This is a genomic window from Paraburkholderia eburnea (genome assembly GCF_002917095.1).
In the GTDB taxonomy this organism is placed as follows: Bacteria; Pseudomonadota; Gammaproteobacteria; order Burkholderiales; family Burkholderiaceae; genus Paraburkholderia; species Paraburkholderia eburnea.
This window is the reverse complement of record NZ_PQGA01000019.1, coordinates 74769-89715: the sequence shown is the minus strand read 5'-3', so window position 1 is coordinate 89715 and position 14947 is coordinate 74769. Positions and strand designations below refer to the sequence as shown.

At 61.3% G+C, this 14947-nt stretch carries 23 protein-coding genes; 21 read left to right on the top strand and 2 right to left on the bottom strand.

The annotated features are described in order from the left end of the window. Positions 1-122 precede the first annotated feature (122 nt). The 20 genes from rplN to dsbD all read left to right on the top strand — a co-directional run bounded on the left by rplN (position 123) and on the right by dsbD (position 11749). Positions 123-491, top strand: coding sequence for a 50S ribosomal protein L14 (gene rplN, locus B0G62_RS25395; RefSeq protein WP_006998478.1), 369 nt, complete (start codon positions 123-125; stop codon positions 489-491). Positions 492-500: 9 nt separating this feature from the next. Further along, complete coding sequence (rplX, locus tag B0G62_RS25390) at positions 501-809, top strand: 50S ribosomal protein L24 (RefSeq protein ID WP_103706961.1); 309 nt, start codon at positions 501-503, stop codon at positions 807-809. A 16-nt stretch (positions 810-825) separates the two neighbouring features. After that, entirely contained in the window at positions 826-1365 is a 540-nt protein-coding gene (gene rplE, locus B0G62_RS25385) for a 50S ribosomal protein L5 (RefSeq protein WP_028206519.1), read from the top strand. A gap of 7 nt (positions 1366-1372) precedes the next feature. Then, complete coding sequence (gene rpsN, locus B0G62_RS25380; RefSeq protein ID WP_027819346.1) at positions 1373-1678, top strand: 30S ribosomal protein S14; 306 nt, start codon at positions 1373-1375, stop codon at positions 1676-1678. Between the two features lie 14 nt (positions 1679-1692). Then, complete coding sequence (rpsH, locus tag B0G62_RS25375; protein ID WP_027819345.1) at positions 1693-2088, top strand: 30S ribosomal protein S8; 396 nt, start codon at positions 1693-1695, stop codon at positions 2086-2088. An 18-nt stretch (positions 2089-2106) separates the two neighbouring features. Continuing rightward, positions 2107-2637 carry a 50S ribosomal protein L6 gene (rplF, locus tag B0G62_RS25370; RefSeq protein ID WP_103706960.1) on the top strand — a complete coding sequence of 177 codons (531 nt, stop codon included), beginning with the start codon at positions 2107-2109 and terminating at the stop codon, positions 2635-2637. Between the two features lie 12 nt (positions 2638-2649). After that, a complete protein-coding gene (rplR, locus tag B0G62_RS25365) occupies positions 2650-3015 on the top strand; it encodes a 50S ribosomal protein L18 (protein WP_027819343.1) in 366 nt (121 codons plus the stop codon). Positions 3016-3029: 14 nt separating this feature from the next. After that, positions 3030-3548: a 30S ribosomal protein S5 gene (gene rpsE / locus B0G62_RS25360; RefSeq protein WP_027819342.1), complete on the top strand. Its 519-nt coding sequence runs from the start codon at positions 3030-3032 to the stop codon at positions 3546-3548. An 11-nt stretch (positions 3549-3559) separates the two neighbouring features. Beyond that, entirely contained in the window at positions 3560-3742 is a 183-nt protein-coding gene (rpmD, locus tag B0G62_RS25355; protein WP_010106952.1) for a 50S ribosomal protein L30, read from the top strand. A 30-nt stretch (positions 3743-3772) separates the two neighbouring features. Next, positions 3773-4207 (top strand): 50S ribosomal protein L15, encoded by a 435-nt coding sequence (gene rplO / locus B0G62_RS25350; protein WP_028222618.1) that lies wholly within the window; start codon positions 3773-3775, stop codon positions 4205-4207. A 59-nt stretch (positions 4208-4266) separates the two neighbouring features. Further along, positions 4267-5613: a preprotein translocase subunit SecY gene (secY, locus tag B0G62_RS25345; protein ID WP_103706959.1), complete on the top strand. Its 1347-nt coding sequence runs from the start codon at positions 4267-4269 to the stop codon at positions 5611-5613. A 6-nt stretch (positions 5614-5619) separates the two neighbouring features. Then, positions 5620-5838: a translation initiation factor IF-1 gene (infA, locus tag B0G62_RS25340; protein ID WP_004521905.1), complete on the top strand. Its 219-nt coding sequence runs from the start codon at positions 5620-5622 to the stop codon at positions 5836-5838. Between the two features lie 20 nt (positions 5839-5858). Continuing rightward, entirely contained in the window at positions 5859-5975 is a 117-nt protein-coding gene (gene rpmJ, locus B0G62_RS25335) for a 50S ribosomal protein L36 (RefSeq protein WP_027819338.1), read from the top strand. 41 nt (positions 5976-6016) lie between these two features. Continuing rightward, positions 6017-6382, top strand: coding sequence for a 30S ribosomal protein S13 (gene rpsM, locus B0G62_RS25330; RefSeq protein WP_103706958.1), 366 nt, complete (start codon positions 6017-6019; stop codon positions 6380-6382). A 28-nt stretch (positions 6383-6410) separates the two neighbouring features. Further along, positions 6411-6815 carry a 30S ribosomal protein S11 gene (gene rpsK / locus B0G62_RS25325; RefSeq protein WP_006052224.1) on the top strand — a complete coding sequence of 135 codons (405 nt, stop codon included), beginning with the start codon at positions 6411-6413 and terminating at the stop codon, positions 6813-6815. A gap of 165 nt (positions 6816-6980) precedes the next feature. Next, on the top strand, positions 6981-7604 hold the full coding sequence (gene rpsD / locus B0G62_RS25320) for a 30S ribosomal protein S4 (RefSeq protein WP_103706957.1): 624 nt from the start codon (positions 6981-6983) through the stop codon (positions 7602-7604). 124 nt (positions 7605-7728) lie between these two features. After that, positions 7729-8706, top strand: coding sequence for a DNA-directed RNA polymerase subunit alpha (locus B0G62_RS25315; RefSeq protein ID WP_103706956.1), 978 nt, complete (start codon positions 7729-7731; stop codon positions 8704-8706). Positions 8707-8830: 124 nt separating this feature from the next. Then, positions 8831-9223 (top strand): 50S ribosomal protein L17, encoded by a 393-nt coding sequence (gene rplQ / locus B0G62_RS25310; RefSeq protein WP_027819334.1) that lies wholly within the window; start codon positions 8831-8833, stop codon positions 9221-9223. Positions 9224-9495: 272 nt separating this feature from the next. Next, positions 9496-9807, top strand: coding sequence for a divalent-cation tolerance protein CutA (gene cutA / locus B0G62_RS25305; protein ID WP_244193371.1), 312 nt, complete (start codon positions 9496-9498; stop codon positions 9805-9807). Beyond that, entirely contained in the window at positions 9800-11749 is a 1950-nt protein-coding gene (gene dsbD / locus B0G62_RS25300; RefSeq protein WP_103706954.1) for a protein-disulfide reductase DsbD, read from the top strand. Before cutA ends, dsbD begins: the two co-directional genes overlap by 8 nt. A gap of 101 nt (positions 11750-11850) precedes the next feature. On the opposite strand, the gene hemB is transcribed toward dsbD, so the two are convergent. Together hemB and yihA are read right to left on the bottom strand one after the other, a co-directional pair. After that, on the bottom strand, positions 11851-12849 hold the full coding sequence (gene hemB, locus B0G62_RS25295; RefSeq protein WP_103706953.1) for a porphobilinogen synthase: 999 nt from the start codon (positions 12847-12849) through the stop codon (positions 11851-11853). 352 nt (positions 12850-13201) lie between these two features. Then, the gene (gene yihA / locus B0G62_RS25290) at positions 13202-13861 is read right to left on the bottom strand and encodes a ribosome biogenesis GTP-binding protein YihA/YsxC (RefSeq protein WP_103706952.1); all 660 of its coding nucleotides are present in this window, start codon (positions 13859-13861) and stop codon (positions 13202-13204) included. 236 nt (positions 13862-14097) lie between these two features. Between yihA and B0G62_RS25285 the strand changes: the two genes are divergently transcribed. Next, positions 14098-14763, top strand: coding sequence for a c-type cytochrome (locus B0G62_RS25285; protein ID WP_103706951.1), 666 nt, complete (start codon positions 14098-14100; stop codon positions 14761-14763). Positions 14764-14947: the final 184 nt, after the last annotated feature.

The following is a 14947-nucleotide window of genomic DNA, read 5'->3' as shown; positions in this document are numbered from 1 at the left end:
CGTCGCTGCTGTTCTAACCCAAGCAGCTGAGCGGTCGTTCTAGTGGCGGCGCGGCTGACGGGACCAAGACTGACCGGATGTGCCATGGTGGCGCGACCGGATTAAGTTGGGAAAGATAAACCATGATCCAGACCGAAACTCGGCTTGAAGTAGCCGACAACACGGGTGCGCGTGAAGTCATGTGCATCAAGGTGCTCGGCGGCTCGAAGCGTCGTTATGCCAGCATTGGCGACATCATCAAGGTGACCGTCAAGGAAGCAACGCCGCGCGGGCGCGTGAAAAAGGGCGAAATCTACAACGCTGTTGTGGTTCGCACCGCCAAGGGCGTGCGCCGTCAAGACGGCTCGCTGATCAAGTTCGATGGCAACGCCGCCGTGCTTTTGAATACCAAGCTTGAGCCGATCGGCACCCGCATTTTCGGGCCGGTTACGCGTGAGCTGCGTAGCGAACGATTCATGAAGATCGTTTCGCTGGCGCCGGAAGTGCTGTAAGGAGTCGCGATGAACAAGATTCGCAAGGGTGACGAAGTCATCGTCGTCACTGGCAAAGACAAGGGCAAGCGCGGCGTCGTGCTGGCTATCGGCGCAGAGCGCGTCACTGTCGAAGGCATTAACATCGCGAAAAAGCATGTTAAGCCGAACCCGATGAAGGGTACGACGGGTGGCGTGGAAGCCAAGGCTATGCCGCTGGCTATCTCGAACGTCGCATTGGTCGACGCGAACGGCAAGCCGTCGCGCGTGGGCATCAAGGTCGAAGGGGACAAGAAGGTTCGTTTCCTGAAGACGACCGGTGCTGTCCTGAGCGCCTGACGCTGCGGAGTAAAAAATGGCACGTTTGCAAGAATTTTATAAAGAGAAGGTCGTTCCCGGCCTGATCGAGAAGTTCGGTTACAAGTCGGTCATGGAAGTGCCGCGCCTCACCAAGATCACCCTGAACATGGGTGTCGGTGAAGCCGTCGCTGACAAGAAGGTCCTTGAGCACGCCGTTGGCGACCTCACGAAGATCGCCGGCCAGAAGCCCGTCATCACCAAGTCGCGTAAGGCAATCGCTGGTTTCAAGATCCGCGAAAGCTACCCGATCGGTACGATGGTCACGCTGCGCGGCAACGCGATGTACGAATTCCTGGACCGTTTCGTGACGGTTGCGCTCCCCCGCGTGCGCGACTTCCGTGGCGTGTCGGGCAAGGCGTTCGATGGCCGTGGTAACTACAACATCGGTGTGAAAGAGCAGATCATTTTCCCCGAAATCGACTACGACAAGATCGACGCGCTGCGTGGGCTGAACATCAGCATCACGACGACCGCGAAGACCGACGAAGAAGCAAAGGCACTGCTCGCCGGCTTCAAGTTCCCGTTCAGAAACTGAGGTTACCGTGGCTAAACTGGCACTGATCGAACGTGAAAAGAAGCGCGCTCGTCTGGCAGCTAAATTTGCGCCCAAGCGCGCAGAGCTGAAGGCGATCATCGACGACCAAAGCAAGTCGGAAGAAGAGCGTTACGCAGCTCGCCTCGAACTGCAACAACTGCCGCGCAACTCGAACCCGACCCGCAAGCGTAACCGCTGCGCGATCACGGGTCGTCCGCGTGGCACGTTCCGCAAATTCGGTCTCGCACGTAACAAGATTCGTGAAATCGCGTTCCGTGGTGAGATCCCTGGCATCACCAAGGCGAGCTGGTAATAGGAGAAACATAAATGAGCATGAGTGATCCTATCGCCGATATGCTGACTCGCATCCGCAATGCGCAGATGGTCGAGAAAGTTTCGGTTGCTATGCCCTCGTCGAAAGTGAAGATTGCGATTGCGCAGGTTCTGAAGGACGAAGGTTATATCGACGACTTCGCGGTGAAAACCGAAGGTGCGAAGTCGGAATTGAACATCGCGTTGAAGTACTACGCTGGCCGTCCCGTTATCGAGCGCATCGAACGCGTCTCGAAGCCGGGTCTGCGCGTGTACCGCGGCCGCAACGACATCCCGCAGGTCATGAATGGCCTGGGTGTTGCGATCGTCTCGACGCCCAAGGGTGTGATGACGGACCGCAAGGCGCGCGCTACTGGCGTCGGCGGCGAAGTTATCTGCTACGTCGCTTAAGACCTAAGGAGAAGAAACATGTCTCGAGTAGGTAAGAGCCCGGTCGCGCTGCAAGGCGCAGAAGCGACGCTCAGCGACGAGAAGATTACCGTCAAGGGCGCGCTGGGTACGATTTCGCAAGCTGCGAACCGCCTCGTGAAGGTGGTGAGCGAAGACGGCGCGCTCAAGTTTGAGCCGACGGACGACAGCCGCGAAGCAAACGCGATGTCTGGCACGATGCGCGCGATCGTCGCGAACATGGTGCAAGGCGTGACGAAGGGTTTTGAGCGCAAGCTGACGCTGGTTGGCGTCGGTTACCGTGCTCAAGCGCAAGGCGACAAGCTGAACCTGTCGCTGGGTTTCTCGCACCCGGTGGTGCACCAGATGCCGGAAGGCGTCAAGGCCGAAACCCCGTCGCAAACGGAAATCGTGATCAAGGGGATCGACAAGCAGAAAGTTGGCCAGACCGCCGCAGAAGTGCGCGGTTATCGCCCGCCGGAGCCCTACAAGGGCAAGGGTGTGCGTTACGCCAACGAGGTTGTGATCCTCAAAGAAACGAAGAAGAAGTAAGGGTGCGCAATCATGGATAAGACTCAATCTCGCCTGCGCCGCGCTCGTCAGACGCGTCTCAAGATCGCTGAGCTGCAGGTCGCGCGTCTGGCCGTGCATCGCACGAACACGCACATCTATGCGCAAGTGTTCTCGCCCTGCGGCACCAAGGTGCTGGCCAGCGCGTCGACGCTTGAAGCCGAAGTGCGTGCGCAACTGGCTGACCAGTCGGGCAAGGGCGGCAACGTCGCTGCAGCCTCGCTGATCGGCAAGCGTATTGCAGAAAAGGCTAAGGCCGCCGGCATCGAATCCGTCGCCTTTGACCGCTCGGGTTTCCGCTATCACGGCCGCGTCAAGGCGCTGGCTGATGCTGCGCGCGAAGCCGGGCTCAAGTTCTAAGGAAGGAATTCGTCATGGCAAAGATGCAAGCGAAAGTTCAGGCTGACGAACGCGACGACGGCCTTCGCGAAAAAATGATTTCGGTCAATCGCGTGACCAAGGTCGTGAAGGGTGGCCGTATTCTCGGCTTCGCCGCACTGACCGTGGTTGGCGATGGTGATGGCCGCGTCGGTATGGGCAAGGGCAAGTCGAAGGAAGTGCCCGTTGCTGTCCAGAAGGCGATGGAACAAGCTCGTCGCAACATGTTCAAGGTGCCCCTGAAGAACGGCACCCTGCAACACGAAGTGCACGGCAAGCATGGCGCATCGGTCGTCCTCCTCGCTCCGGCGAAGGCAGGTACGGGCGTGATCGCCGGCGGCCCGATGCGCGCAGTGTTCGACGTGATGGGCGTGCAGAACGTCGTGGCCAAGAGCCACGGTTCGACGAACCCGTACAACCTCGTTCGTGCCACGCTGGACGGTCTGCGCAAGCAGTCGACGCCGGCTGACATCGCGGCGAAGCGCGGCAAGTCCGTCGAAGAAATTCTGGGCTAAGGGTGGGCACCATGTCTGAAAAAACTGTCAAGGTTCAGCTCGTCAAGAGCCTGATTGGGACCCGCGAAACGCACCGTGCCACTGTGCGCGGTCTCGGCCTGCGCCGCCTGAACTCGGTTTCCGAGCTGCAGGACACGCCGGCAGTGCGCGGCATGATCAACAAGGTCTCGTACCTCGTCAAGGTCATCGGCTAAGCGCTCGACCAGGACTCCAGGAGTTTGAAAATGGAATTGAATAACCTGAAGCCGGCAGAAGGCGCGAAGCACGCAAAGCGTCGCGTTGGTCGCGGCATCGGCTCCGGCCTCGGCAAGACCGCTGGCCGTGGTCACAAGGGTCAAAAATCGCGTTCGGGCGGCTTCCACAAAGTCGGCTTCGAAGGCGGTCAGATGCCTCTGCAGCGTCGTCTGCCCAAGCGTGGCTTCACCTCGCTGACGAAGGAATTCGTTGGTGAAGTGCGCCTCGCGGACATCGAGAAGCTGCCGGTCGACGAAATCGATCTGTTGGCTCTCAAGCAGGCAGGCCTCGTTGGCGAAATGACCCGTTCCGCAAAGATCATCGCCACCGGCGAGATCAAGCGCAAGGTCGTGGTCAAGGGCCTGGGTGCGACGAAGAACGCGCGTGCTGCGATTGAAGCAGCAGGCGGTTCTTTTGCCGAGTGATTGTGAGTGGTGCGTGCGGGCTTGCCCGCCGTCACTAACTTCTGCATCGGAGAAGCTACTTGGCTAACAGCCCGAGTCTCGCAAAAACCGGTCGCAGCGCTCCGAAGTTCGGCGACCTGCGTCGGCGTGCAATGTTCTTGCTGCTGGCGCTGGTCGTTTATCGCATCGGCGCGCACATTCCGGTGCCGGGCATCGACCCGGACCAACTGGCGAAGCTCTTCCAGAGCCAGTCAGGCGGCATCCTTGGCATGTTCAACATGTTCTCGGGCGGCGCACTGTCTCGCTTCACGATCTTCGCGCTGGGTGTGATGCCGTATATTTCGGCGTCGATCATCCTGCAGCTGATGGCGATTGTCTCGCCGCAGCTCGAGGCGCTGAAGAAGGAAGGGCAGGCTGGACAACGCAAGATCACGCAGTACACGCGGATCTTCACGGTAGTGCTGGCGACCTTTCAGGCCTTCGGCATTGCAGTTGCGCTGGAAAACCAGCCGGCGCTCGTGATCGATCCGGGCATGGTGTTCCGTCTGACGACGGTCGTCACGCTGGTGACCGGCACGATGTTCCTGATGTGGCTTGGTGAGCAGATCACGGAACGCGGGCTTGGCAACGGTATCTCGATCATCATCTTCGGCGGGATCGCAGCGGGTTTCCCGAACGCGATCGGCGGTCTCTTCTCGCTGGTGCAAACCGGTTCGATGGGCCCGATCTCGGCGATCATCATCGTGGCGCTGATCGCAGCCGTGACGTACCTGGTGGTGTTCATCGAACGCGGCCAGCGCAAGATCCTCGTGAACTATGCGAAGCGTCAGGTTGGCAACAAGATTTACGGTGGGCAGTCGTCGCACCTGCCGCTCAAGTTGAACATGTCGGGCGTGATTCCGCCGATCTTCGCATCGTCGATCATCTTGTTCCCGGCAACCATCCTGAACTGGTTCAGTTCGGGATCGCGATCCGGTTGGTTCGCGGACACGCTGCACAACGTGGCCGAAGCCCTCAAGCCTGGCCAGCCCGTGTACGTGTTGCTGTATGCGTTGGCGATCGTCTTCTTCTGCTTCTTCTACACCGCTCTGGTGTTCAATAGCAGGGAAACGGCCGACAACCTGAAGAAGAGTGGCGCGTTCGTACCTGGCATCCGCCCGGGCGATCAGACGGCACGCTATATCGACCGCATCCTCACGCGTCTGACGCTGGCCGGTGCGATCTATATCGTGTTCGTTTGCCTGTTGCCGGAGTTTCTGGTGCTGCGCTGGAATGTGCCGTTTTATTTTGGTGGCACGTCGCTGCTGATCATTGTCGTCGTCACAATGGACTTCATGGCGCAGGTGCAGTCGTACGTTATGTCGCAACAATATGAATCGCTGCTCAAGAAGGCGAACTTCAAGGGCGGTGGAGTCCCGATGCGGTAAGGACATATGGCCAAAGACGATGTAATCCAGATGCAAGGCGAGGTCATCGAAAACCTCCCCAACGCAACCTTCCGGGTGAAGCTGGAAAACGGCCATGTCGTTCTGGGGCATATTTCCGGGAAAATGCGGATGCACTACATCCGTATTCTTCCGGGCGACAAGGTGACGGTTGAGTTGACGCCTTACGATCTGTCGCGTGCGCGGATCGTGTTCCGGGCGAAGTGATTTAGAAAAAGGGTAATATCATGAAAGTGATGGCATCGGTAAAGCGCATTTGCCGTAACTGCAAAATCATCAAGCGCAACGGCGTCGTTCGCGTGATCTGCAGCTCGGACCCGCGCCACAAGCAGCGTCAAGGCTGATCAGCGCGCTTTTGCTTGCGCTTTTTGTTTGAGGAAAAACAATGGCTCGTATTGCAGGGGTTAACATCCCGAACCACCAGCACACTGAAATCGGCCTGACGGCAATTTTCGGTGTTGGCCGCACGCGTTCGCGCAACATCTGCGTGGCAGCGGGTGTGCCGTTCAACAAGAAGGTCAAGGACCTGAACGACGCGGATCTCGAAAAGCTGCGTGAGGAAGTGGGCAAGTTTGTTGTCGAAGGCGATCTGCGCCGCGAAACGACGATGAACATCAAGCGCCTGATGGACCTCGGCTGCTACCGTGGCGTGCGCCATCGCAAGGGTCTGCCCCTGCGTGGCCAGCGTACGCGTACCAACGCACGTACGCGCAAGGGTCCGCGCCGCGCAGCACAGTCGCTGAAGAAGTAAGCGGTTCTGACAGTTACAGGAAAACGTAATGGCTAAGGCTTCGAACAACTCCGCGGCGCAACGCGTTCGCAAGAAGGTTAAGAAGAACGTCGCCGAGGGCGTGGTTCACGTTCACGCGTCGTTCAACAACACGATCATCACGATCACCGACCGTCAAGGCAACGCGCTTGCCTGGGCAACGTCGGGCGGCCAGGGCTTCAAGGGTTCGCGTAAGTCGACTCCCTTCGCAGCTCAGGTTGCAGCTGAATCGGCTGGCCGTGTTGCTATGGAATACGGCGTCAAGAACCTCGAAGTGCGTATCAAGGGCCCCGGCCCGGGTCGCGAATCGGCGGTGCGCGCGCTGCATGGTCTTGGCATCAAGATCACCGCGATCTCCGACGTTACGCCGGTCCCGCACAACGGCTGCCGTCCGCCGAAGCGCCGTCGTATCTAAGGCGTCGCGCTTGCCGACTGCCTGAGCCGCCGGTAACGGCGTCCCAGGCTCTCGGCGCTATTGAATTGACTAAGCCCACCGTTCGGTCCAAAGGGTCGAACTAGCGCGAGCCGCGGGGTCTCCCCGTTTCAGGCTTTGCGTGATTAATTATCGAAGGAAAGCAACGTGGCACGTTATATCGGCCCGAAGGCCAAGCTGTCCCGCCGTGAAGGCACCGACCTCTTCCTGAAGAGCGCACGCCGCTCGCTCGCTGACAAGTGCAAGCTTGACAGCAAGCCGGGCCAGCACGGCCGCACGTCGGGCGCTCGTACGTCCGACTACGGCACGCAGCTGCGCGAAAAGCAAAAAGTGAAGCGTATCTACGGCGTGCTCGAGCGTCAGTTCCGCCGCTACTTCGCGGAAGCGGACCGTCGCAAGGGCGCCACCGGCGAAAACCTGCTGCAACTGCTCGAATCGCGTCTCGACAACGTCGTGTACCGCATGGGCTTCGCATCGACCCGCGCTGAAGCGCGTCAGCTCGTGAGCCACAAGGCTCTGACGCTGAACGGCGTCGTCGCGAACATCCCGTCGATGCAAGTGAAGGCAGGCGACGTCGTTGCTGTTCGCGAAAAGGCGAAGAAGCAAGTGCGTATCGCTGAAGCGCTTTCGCTGGCAGAGCAAGGCGGCATCGCAGGTTGGGTTGCAGTCGACGCGAAGAAGTTCGAAGGTACGTTCAAGAGCGTGCCGGAGCGCAGCGACATCGCTGGCGACATCAACGAAAGCCTGATCGTCGAATTGTATTCGCGTTAATCGAATTGACGGCCGGGGTAGCCTCTGTGCTTCGCGCAGGAGGTGGCCTCGGCTGTTTTTTTCAGGTTGTGGCCATCTCAGCCTTATCGGTGTAACGAGCCGAGGGTATTGAAAAGGAAAACCTATGCAAACCAGTTTGTTGAAACCCAAGATCATCGCTGTGGAATCGCTCGGCGACAACCACGCGAAAGTGGTCATGGAGCCGTTCGAACGCGGTTATGGCCATACCTTGGGTAACGCGCTTCGGCGCGTGCTGCTGTCGTCGATGGTGGGCTACGCGCCGACCGAAGTGACGATCGCAGGCGTCGTGCACGAATACTCGACGCTCGACGGTGTGCAAGAGGATGTGGTCAACCTGCTGTTGAACCTGAAGGGCGTGGTCTTCAAGCTGCATAACCGTGACGAAGTGACGGTTACGCTGCGCAAGGAAGGCGAAGGCGTTGTCACCGCTGGCGACATCGAACTCTCGCACGACTGCGAAGTCATCAACCCGGAACACGTCGTTGCGCATCTGACGAAGGGCGGCAAGCTCGACGTGCAGATCAAGATCGAGAAGGGCCGCGGCTACGTGCCGGGCAACGTGCGCCGTTACGGCGACGATTCGGCCAAGATCATCGGCCGCATCGTGCTGGACGCGTCGTTCTCGCCGGTTCGCCGCGTGAGCTACGCCGTGGAAAGCGCGCGTGTCGAACAGCGTACCGACCTCGACAAGCTCGTGATGAACATCGAAACCAACGGCGTGATCTCGCCTGAGGAAGCGATCCGCCAGTCGGCGCGCATCCTCGTGGATCAGCTGTCGGTGTTCGCTGCACTGGAAGGCACCGAAACGGCGGCGGAAGCTCCGTCGCGCGCGCCGCAGATCGATCCGATCCTGCTGCGTCCGGTGGACGATCTCGAACTCACGGTTCGCTCGGCGAACTGCCTGAAGGCCGAGAACATCTACTACATCGGCGACCTGATCCAGCGTACCGAGAACGAGCTGCTCAAGACCCCGAATCTGGGTCGCAAGTCGCTCAACGAGATCAAGGAAGTGCTCGCTTCGCGCGGTCTCACGCTCGGCATGAAGCTCGAAAACTGGCCGCCGGCTGGTCTCGACAAGTAAGAAGTCTGGCACGGACGCGGATTTTCCTTTAAAATCCGCGTCTTGCCTTTTTCACGTACCGGCCCGTGCCTCATAAAGAGGCGATAGAAGAGCTGGACTAAAACTTTGTTTCAAGGAAATTGAAATGCGTCACCGTCATGGTCTGCGGAAACTGAACCGCACGAGCAGCCACCGTCTGGCAATGCTCCGTAACATGTCCAACTCGCTGATCGAGCACGAAGTCATCAAGACGACGCTGCCGAAGGCGAAGGAACTGCGTAAGGTCGTCGAGCCCCTCATCACGCTGGGCAAGAAGCCGTCGCTCGCAAACCGTCGTCTGGCGTTCAACCGCCTGCGCGATCGTGACTCGGTCACGAAGCTGTTCGACGTGCTCGGTCCGCGTTTCGCGAACCGTCCGGGCGGCTACCTGCGTATCCTGAAGTTCGGTTTCCGTGTTGGCGACAACGCACCGATGGCACTGGTCGAACTGCTCGACCGTCCGGAAGTCACGGAAGAGAACATCCAGGAAGCGGAATAAGCTTCTAGTCGCTCGATCCACGGATTGAGCGGCGCGCGAAAAAGCCAGGCCTAGCCTGGCTTTTTTGTTTTCTGCGCCGGAATAAACGGCGCGGTGCGGCGTTTGCCACCATAGCGGCGCCGCAGGCACCGACTTTGGCACATACACAAAGCCAAACGGCGCCGGTGGTACGATAGCGTTCTGCCTTTTTGAGTCCCGCCATCTTGAGCAGCATGCGGGACGTCCTGCCGGAGTTCGTCGTGACCCTCAATGTGACCCCGAGTGTGACTCTGATGCTGACCACGGTGCCCGACGAGGACACCGCCGCGAAGCTGTCGAAGGCGGTGCTTGAGGCGCGCCTCGCAGCCTGTGTGACACGCCTGGGCGCAGTGCACTCCGAGTATCACTGGCAGGGCAAGATCGAGTCCGGCGACGAGATCCAGTTGCTCTTCAAGACGAGCCTCGCGCGCGCGGCCGAGCTCGAACAGTTCATCCAGACCCAGCATCCCTACGAGACGCCCGAGATTCTCTCGTGGCAGGTCACGGCGTCGAGCGCCTACGGCCAGTGGGTCCATGCCGAGACACAGCGCCCCATTCATGTCTAAACGTTTCGATCGGCGCTTGCGCGCCGTGCCATACGCCTCGTTTCTGGCTTTCCTCGCACTGATGGGCTGCCTGCTGCCGCTGTTGTTTGGCGCAGCGCCCGCGTACGCCGACGACGATTTTCTGCCACCCGATCAGGCCTTCACGTTCAGCGCGAGCGAAGCGCCGGGCATGGTCGACGTGCACTTCAAGATCGCCGACGGCTACTATATGTACCGCGAGCGCTTCGCCTTCGCGACCCGCAACGGTACGGCGACGCTGGGCGACGCACAGATTCCGCCCGGTCACGTGAAGTTCGATCCGACCTTCAACAAGAACGTCGAGACCTATCGCAACGAACTGACGATCCAGGTGCCGGTGAAGTCCGCGAGCGGTGCATTCGATCTCGCCGTGACCTCGCAGGGTTGCGCCGATGCGGGCATCTGCTATCCGCCGGCCGAGCACGTCTATCACGTGAGCGGCGCGGCGCTGCAAGCCGCTGGCGCCAACCCAGGCGCGGCGGCAACGGCAGCAGCCGATCACGCCCAACCCTGGTACGAGCGCGCGACCAGCGCGGACTACGCGCAGTCGCTGCTGCAAGGCGGCGGTTTCTTCGCCGTGGTCGGTCTCTACTTCGTCGCGGGCATGGTGCTGAGCCTGTTGCCGTGCTCGTATCCGATGATCCCGATCCTCTCGGCGATCATCGTCGGCGAGGGCGCCAGGGTAACGCGCGGGCGCGGCTTTGCGCTGTCGTTCGTCTACGTGATCGGCATGGCGCTGGTCTATACGGTCCTCGGCATCGCCGCCGCGCTGGTCGGGCAGAGCCTGGGCGCGTGGCTGCAAAACCCGTGGGTGCTGGGCGCGTTCGCGATACTGCTGACGGCTTTCGCCGTCATGCTGATCGCCGGTTACGACATCGCGCTGCCGCAGCGCTGGCAGGATGGCGCCTCGCGCGCGTCGCAGGGCCGCTCGGGCGGGAAGTTCGCCGCTGTCGCGCTGATGGGGGCACTGTCGGCGCTGGTGGTCGGCGCCTGCATGACCGCGCCGCTGTTCGCGGTGCTCGCGTTCATCGCGCACACGGGTAACGCCGTGCTGGGCGGTGCGGCGCTTTTTGCCATGGGCATCGGGCTTGGCGTGCCGCTCATGATTCTCGGCCTCGGCGCGGGCACGCTGCTGCCGCGCGCAGGCACGTGGATGGACGGCGTGAAGGTCTTCTTCGGCGTCGTGCTGCTCGCGGCTGCGCTCTGGATCGTCTGGCCGGTGCTGGGCGCGACCGCACAGATGCTGCTCGCCGCGCTGTGGCTGCTGCTGGCCGCCGCCTCGCTCGGTCTGTTCACGCCGAACGCGGGCCCGGCCAACGTCTGGCGCCGTCTTGGCCGGGGCGTGGGCGCGGCGTTCGCGATCTGGGCCGCGACGCTCATCGTCGGGCTCGCGGCGGGTTCGACCGATCCGTTGCGCCCGCTAGCCGTGCTGGCCGCGCACGAAGGCGGCGCGGTTGCCGGCACGCAGGGCGCGGGCGCGCAGGCCGATGCGCTGACCTTCGCGCCGGTGCGCTCTTCCGGTCAACTCGACGCGGCGCTCAAGACGGCGGGCAAGCCGTCGATGCTCGACTTCTATGCCGACTGGTGCGTGAGCTGCAAGGAGATGGAGAAGTTCACCTTCAGCGATCCGCGCGTGCAGGCGCGCCTGGCGCAATTGGGTCTTTTGCGCGCGGACGTGACGGCCAATAGCACCGACGATCAGGCGCTGCTCAAGCGCTTCGGGCTGTTCGGGCCGCCCGGCATCATCTTCTTCGATACGAAAGGCAACGAAGTGCTGCGCGTGGTCGGCTACGAGAACGCGGATAAATTCCTCGCGCGCCTCGATCGGATTGCGGCGCCGGCGGCAGGTGCGGATGCGCAAACGCCTTCGGCATCGACGGTGCCCTCGCGCAGCCTGCTCAATCTTTCCAGCGGACAATCGTAAGCAGATCGAACGATTCGCACCGTATCGGCAATACAAACGAAAAGGCACGTCTTACGACGTGCCTTTTTCATGGCGTACTACCTTGGCGCAGCTTGTTCAGCTCACTTTTGCGCGCGCAACAACCGCGCGGCGTCCAGCGCGAAGTACGTGAGAATGCCGTCGGCGCCGGCGCGCTTGAACGCGAGCAGTGATTCCATCATCGCCTTGTCGTGATCGAGCCAGCCGTTTTGCGCGGCGGCCTTGAGCATCGCGTATTCGCCGCTCACCTGGTACACGTAGGTCGGGAAGCGGAACTCGTCCTTCACGCGGCGCACGATATCGAGGTACGGCATACCGGGCTTGACCATCACCATGTCCGCGCCTTCCTCGATGTCGAGGCGCACTTCGCGCAGCGCTTCGTCCGAGTTCGACGGGTCCATCTGGTAGGTCATCTTGTTGCCCTTGCCCAGATTCGACGCCGAGCCCACCGCGTCACGGAACGGACCGTAGAACGCCGAAGCATACTTGGCTGAGTAGGCCATGATCTTCGTGTGGATGTGGTTCTCGCTTTCGAGCATCTCGCGGATCGCACCGATGCGACCGTCCATCATGTCCGACGGCGCGACGATATCGACGCCTGCTTCGGCCTGTGCACGCGCCTGCGCCACGAGGATCTCGATGGTCTGGTCGTTGATGACGTAGCCGTTCTCGTCGAGCACGCCGTCCTGGCCGTGGCTCGTGTACGGATCGAGCGCGACATCGCACAGCACGCCCAGGTCCGGGAAGCGCTTCTTGAGTTCGCGCACCGCGCGCGGGATCACGCCATCGGGGTTGGTCGCCTCGATGCCGTCGGGCGTCTTCAGCGACGGGTCGACGGCGGGGAACAGCGACAGCACCGGGATGCCCAGCTCGACGCATTGTTCGGCCACGCCCATCAGGAGATCGATCGAGACGCGCTCGACACCGGGCATGGACGGCACGGCTTCGCGCACGTTCTCGCCCGCGACGACGAACACGGGATAGATCAGATCGTTGGTGGTGAGGATGTTTTCGCGCATCAGGCGGCGCGAGAAGTCGTCGCGACGCATGCGGCGCGGACGATGATGCGGGTAGAAGCTCATGGCGGCGGATTATCTTGAAACAAAACGCGCTTTTGGAGCGCAGGAAACTTTTCAGGACAATGGTATATCATACCGATCGAGCGAGGCGCCTTGCGCCAGACTCCCCGCTTCTCCTCCCTGAGCGGGTGCCTGTCGTTTTTCGATAAGGCTGTTTAGCCCGCCGGCACTTACGGCGGGTTTTTTTATGCGCCGCAAAAAATTGCGTTTTACATGGAATTTGCCCGCTAAATGAGCAGACGCAGGCGGCCACCCAGCCACAGCTATGTGGGCTTGCGCACGCTTGGGGACAGAAAGCCGGAGAGAGGGGACGGGGCGGCCAGGAACCGGCCGCCGCCGGGGACTTCGGGTGTGATCAGGAAGCGGGTGCTTCCGTTTCGCCGAGATTGGCCTGCGGGATGATCCAGCTTTCGATGACGGCGTGCGCCTCATCCAGGCCAACCCGCTTGAGCGCCGAAAAGAGCTGCGCGCTGAGCTTGCCTGCGTAGCCCTGATTGCGGTATTCGTCCAACGCCTTGTTCGTATTGCGCAGCGCCAGCACGCACTCTTGACGTGTCAATTTGTCGCACTTCGTCAGCAGTGCGTGAATCGGTTTGCCGGACGGCTCGAACCACTCGATCATGCGGCGGTCGAGGTCGGTGAGCGGGCGGCGCGCGTCCATCATCAGCACGAGGCCGGTCAATTGCGCACGCGTCTGCAGATAAGCCGCGAGCAGTTGCTGCCAATGCTGCTTGGCCGCTTCCGGCACTTCTGCGTAGCCGTAGCCCGGCAGGTCGACCAGATAGCCGGAAGGCTCGTCTTCCGGACCCACCGAGAAATAGTTGATGTGCTGCGTGCGGCCAGGCGTCTTCGACGCGAAGGCGAGGCGCTTCTGGTTGCACAGCAGATTGATCGCGGTGGATTTGCCTGCGTTCGAGCGCCCGGCGAAGGCGACCTCGGGCCGCGCCGTGGCGGGCAGGTCGCGCAGATGATTCACCGTCGTGAAGAAACGGGCTTGATGCAGCAGGAAGGCCATCGTGAGGACCACATTATGAAATAGCGAGGCGGGCGGTCCGCCAAGCCCGGCGAAGCCCGGGGAGGATCTGGAGATATCGGGGGCAGGCCCGACTGGCGCCGTGGCGCCTTGCGCGCTATTGTACAATGCGACGGTTTACTGAATACCCGTGAGGCCGGCGCGGGCCTTTCGAGGTAGATCGGTCGCTGTCGTAGTTTGCAGAACCTGATTCCCACAAGACGAAACAAGGTGCGCGAATGAATCGACTGAGCAAGTCCTTGAAGGTACTCGAATTTGCGATAGCGGCAGGTCTCACAGCAGGTGTTTCGATCATGGCGATGGCGGCGGACCCGGCGACTCCGGCCAAGCCCGACCTCGCGCGGGGGCAGGCAATCGCGGCGCAGGTCTGCGCGGCATGCCACGCGGCCGACGGCAACAGCACGGGCGGCGCCTATCCCAAACTGGCGGGTCAACACGCCGACTACCTCGTCAAAGAACTCAAGGATTTCAAGCCGCAGCCCGGTGGCAAGCCCCCTGCGCGTAATAATGCGATTATGGCTGGCTTCGCCAGCGCGCTTTCCGGTCAGGATATGATCAACGTCGCTGCCTGGTTCGCCTCGCAGACGCCCAAGCCCGGCTTCGCGCGCGACGCGAAGACCGTGCCGGAAGGCCAGAAGATCTGGCGCGCCGGCATCGCCGATAAAGGCGTGCCCGCCTGCGCGGCCTGCCACGGGCCGACCGGCCAGGGCATTCCGGTTCAGTATCCGCGTCTTTCGGGCCAATGGTCGGACTACGTGGTGGCGCAGTTGCAGGCATTCCAGCAGGGCACGCGCAACAATAACGAGCCGATGCGCCAGATCGCGCACCGTCTCTCGGACGACGAGATCAAGGCCGTTGCCGATTACGCGGCCGGTCTGCATTGACCCGGTATTGACCTGGCATTCGTGTAGGGTCAAGCGGGTAGGGTCAAGCGGGTAGGGTCAAGCGGGCGATCGAAGAACAAGAAAAGGGTGTGGGCGCCGTGCGGATGCGGCGGTCCTGCACCCTTTTTTGCTGTCATGCACCCGGGGCGCGTGACGGTCGGATGGAACAAGAAGCGGGAACGAG

Bases quoted from the DNA above. Each gene is read 5' to 3' on its own strand.
- rplN (WP_006998478.1), top strand. From the start codon at position 123: ATGATCCAGACCGAAACTCGGCTTGAAGTAGCCGACAACACGGGTGCG.
- rplX (WP_103706961.1), top strand. From the start codon at position 501: ATGAACAAGATTCGCAAGGGTGACGAAGTCATCGTCGTCACTGGCAAA.
- rplE (WP_028206519.1), top strand. From the start codon at position 826: ATGGCACGTTTGCAAGAATTTTATAAAGAGAAGGTCGTTCCCGGCCTG.
- rpsH (WP_027819345.1), top strand. From the start codon at position 1,693: ATGAGCATGAGTGATCCTATCGCCGATATGCTGACTCGCATCCGCAAT.
- rplF (WP_103706960.1), top strand. From the start codon at position 2,107: ATGTCTCGAGTAGGTAAGAGCCCGGTCGCGCTGCAAGGCGCAGAAGCG.
- rplR (WP_027819343.1), top strand. From the start codon at position 2,650: ATGGATAAGACTCAATCTCGCCTGCGCCGCGCTCGTCAGACGCGTCTC.
- rpsE (WP_027819342.1), top strand. From the start codon at position 3,030: ATGGCAAAGATGCAAGCGAAAGTTCAGGCTGACGAACGCGACGACGGC.
- rpmD (WP_010106952.1), top strand. From the start codon at position 3,560: ATGTCTGAAAAAACTGTCAAGGTTCAGCTCGTCAAGAGCCTGATTGGG.
- rplO (WP_028222618.1), top strand. From the start codon at position 3,773: ATGGAATTGAATAACCTGAAGCCGGCAGAAGGCGCGAAGCACGCAAAG.
- infA (WP_004521905.1), top strand. From the start codon at position 5,620: ATGGCCAAAGACGATGTAATCCAGATGCAAGGCGAGGTCATCGAAAAC.
- rpmJ (WP_027819338.1), top strand. From the start codon at position 5,859: ATGAAAGTGATGGCATCGGTAAAGCGCATTTGCCGTAACTGCAAAATC.
- rpsM (WP_103706958.1), top strand. From the start codon at position 6,017: ATGGCTCGTATTGCAGGGGTTAACATCCCGAACCACCAGCACACTGAA.
- rpsK (WP_006052224.1), top strand. From the start codon at position 6,411: ATGGCTAAGGCTTCGAACAACTCCGCGGCGCAACGCGTTCGCAAGAAG.
- B0G62_RS25315 (WP_103706956.1), top strand. From the start codon at position 7,729: ATGCAAACCAGTTTGTTGAAACCCAAGATCATCGCTGTGGAATCGCTC.
- rplQ (WP_027819334.1), top strand. From the start codon at position 8,831: ATGCGTCACCGTCATGGTCTGCGGAAACTGAACCGCACGAGCAGCCAC.
- cutA (WP_244193371.1), top strand. From the start codon at position 9,496: ATGCTGACCACGGTGCCCGACGAGGACACCGCCGCGAAGCTGTCGAAG.
- dsbD (WP_103706954.1), top strand. From the start codon at position 9,800: ATGTCTAAACGTTTCGATCGGCGCTTGCGCGCCGTGCCATACGCCTCG.
- hemB (WP_103706953.1), bottom strand. From the start codon at position 12,849: ATGAGCTTCTACCCGCATCATCGTCCGCGCCGCATGCGTCGCGACGAC.
- yihA (WP_103706952.1), bottom strand. From the start codon at position 13,861: ATGGCCTTCCTGCTGCATCAAGCCCGTTTCTTCACGACGGTGAATCAT.
- B0G62_RS25285 (WP_103706951.1), top strand. From the start codon at position 14,098: ATGAATCGACTGAGCAAGTCCTTGAAGGTACTCGAATTTGCGATAGCG.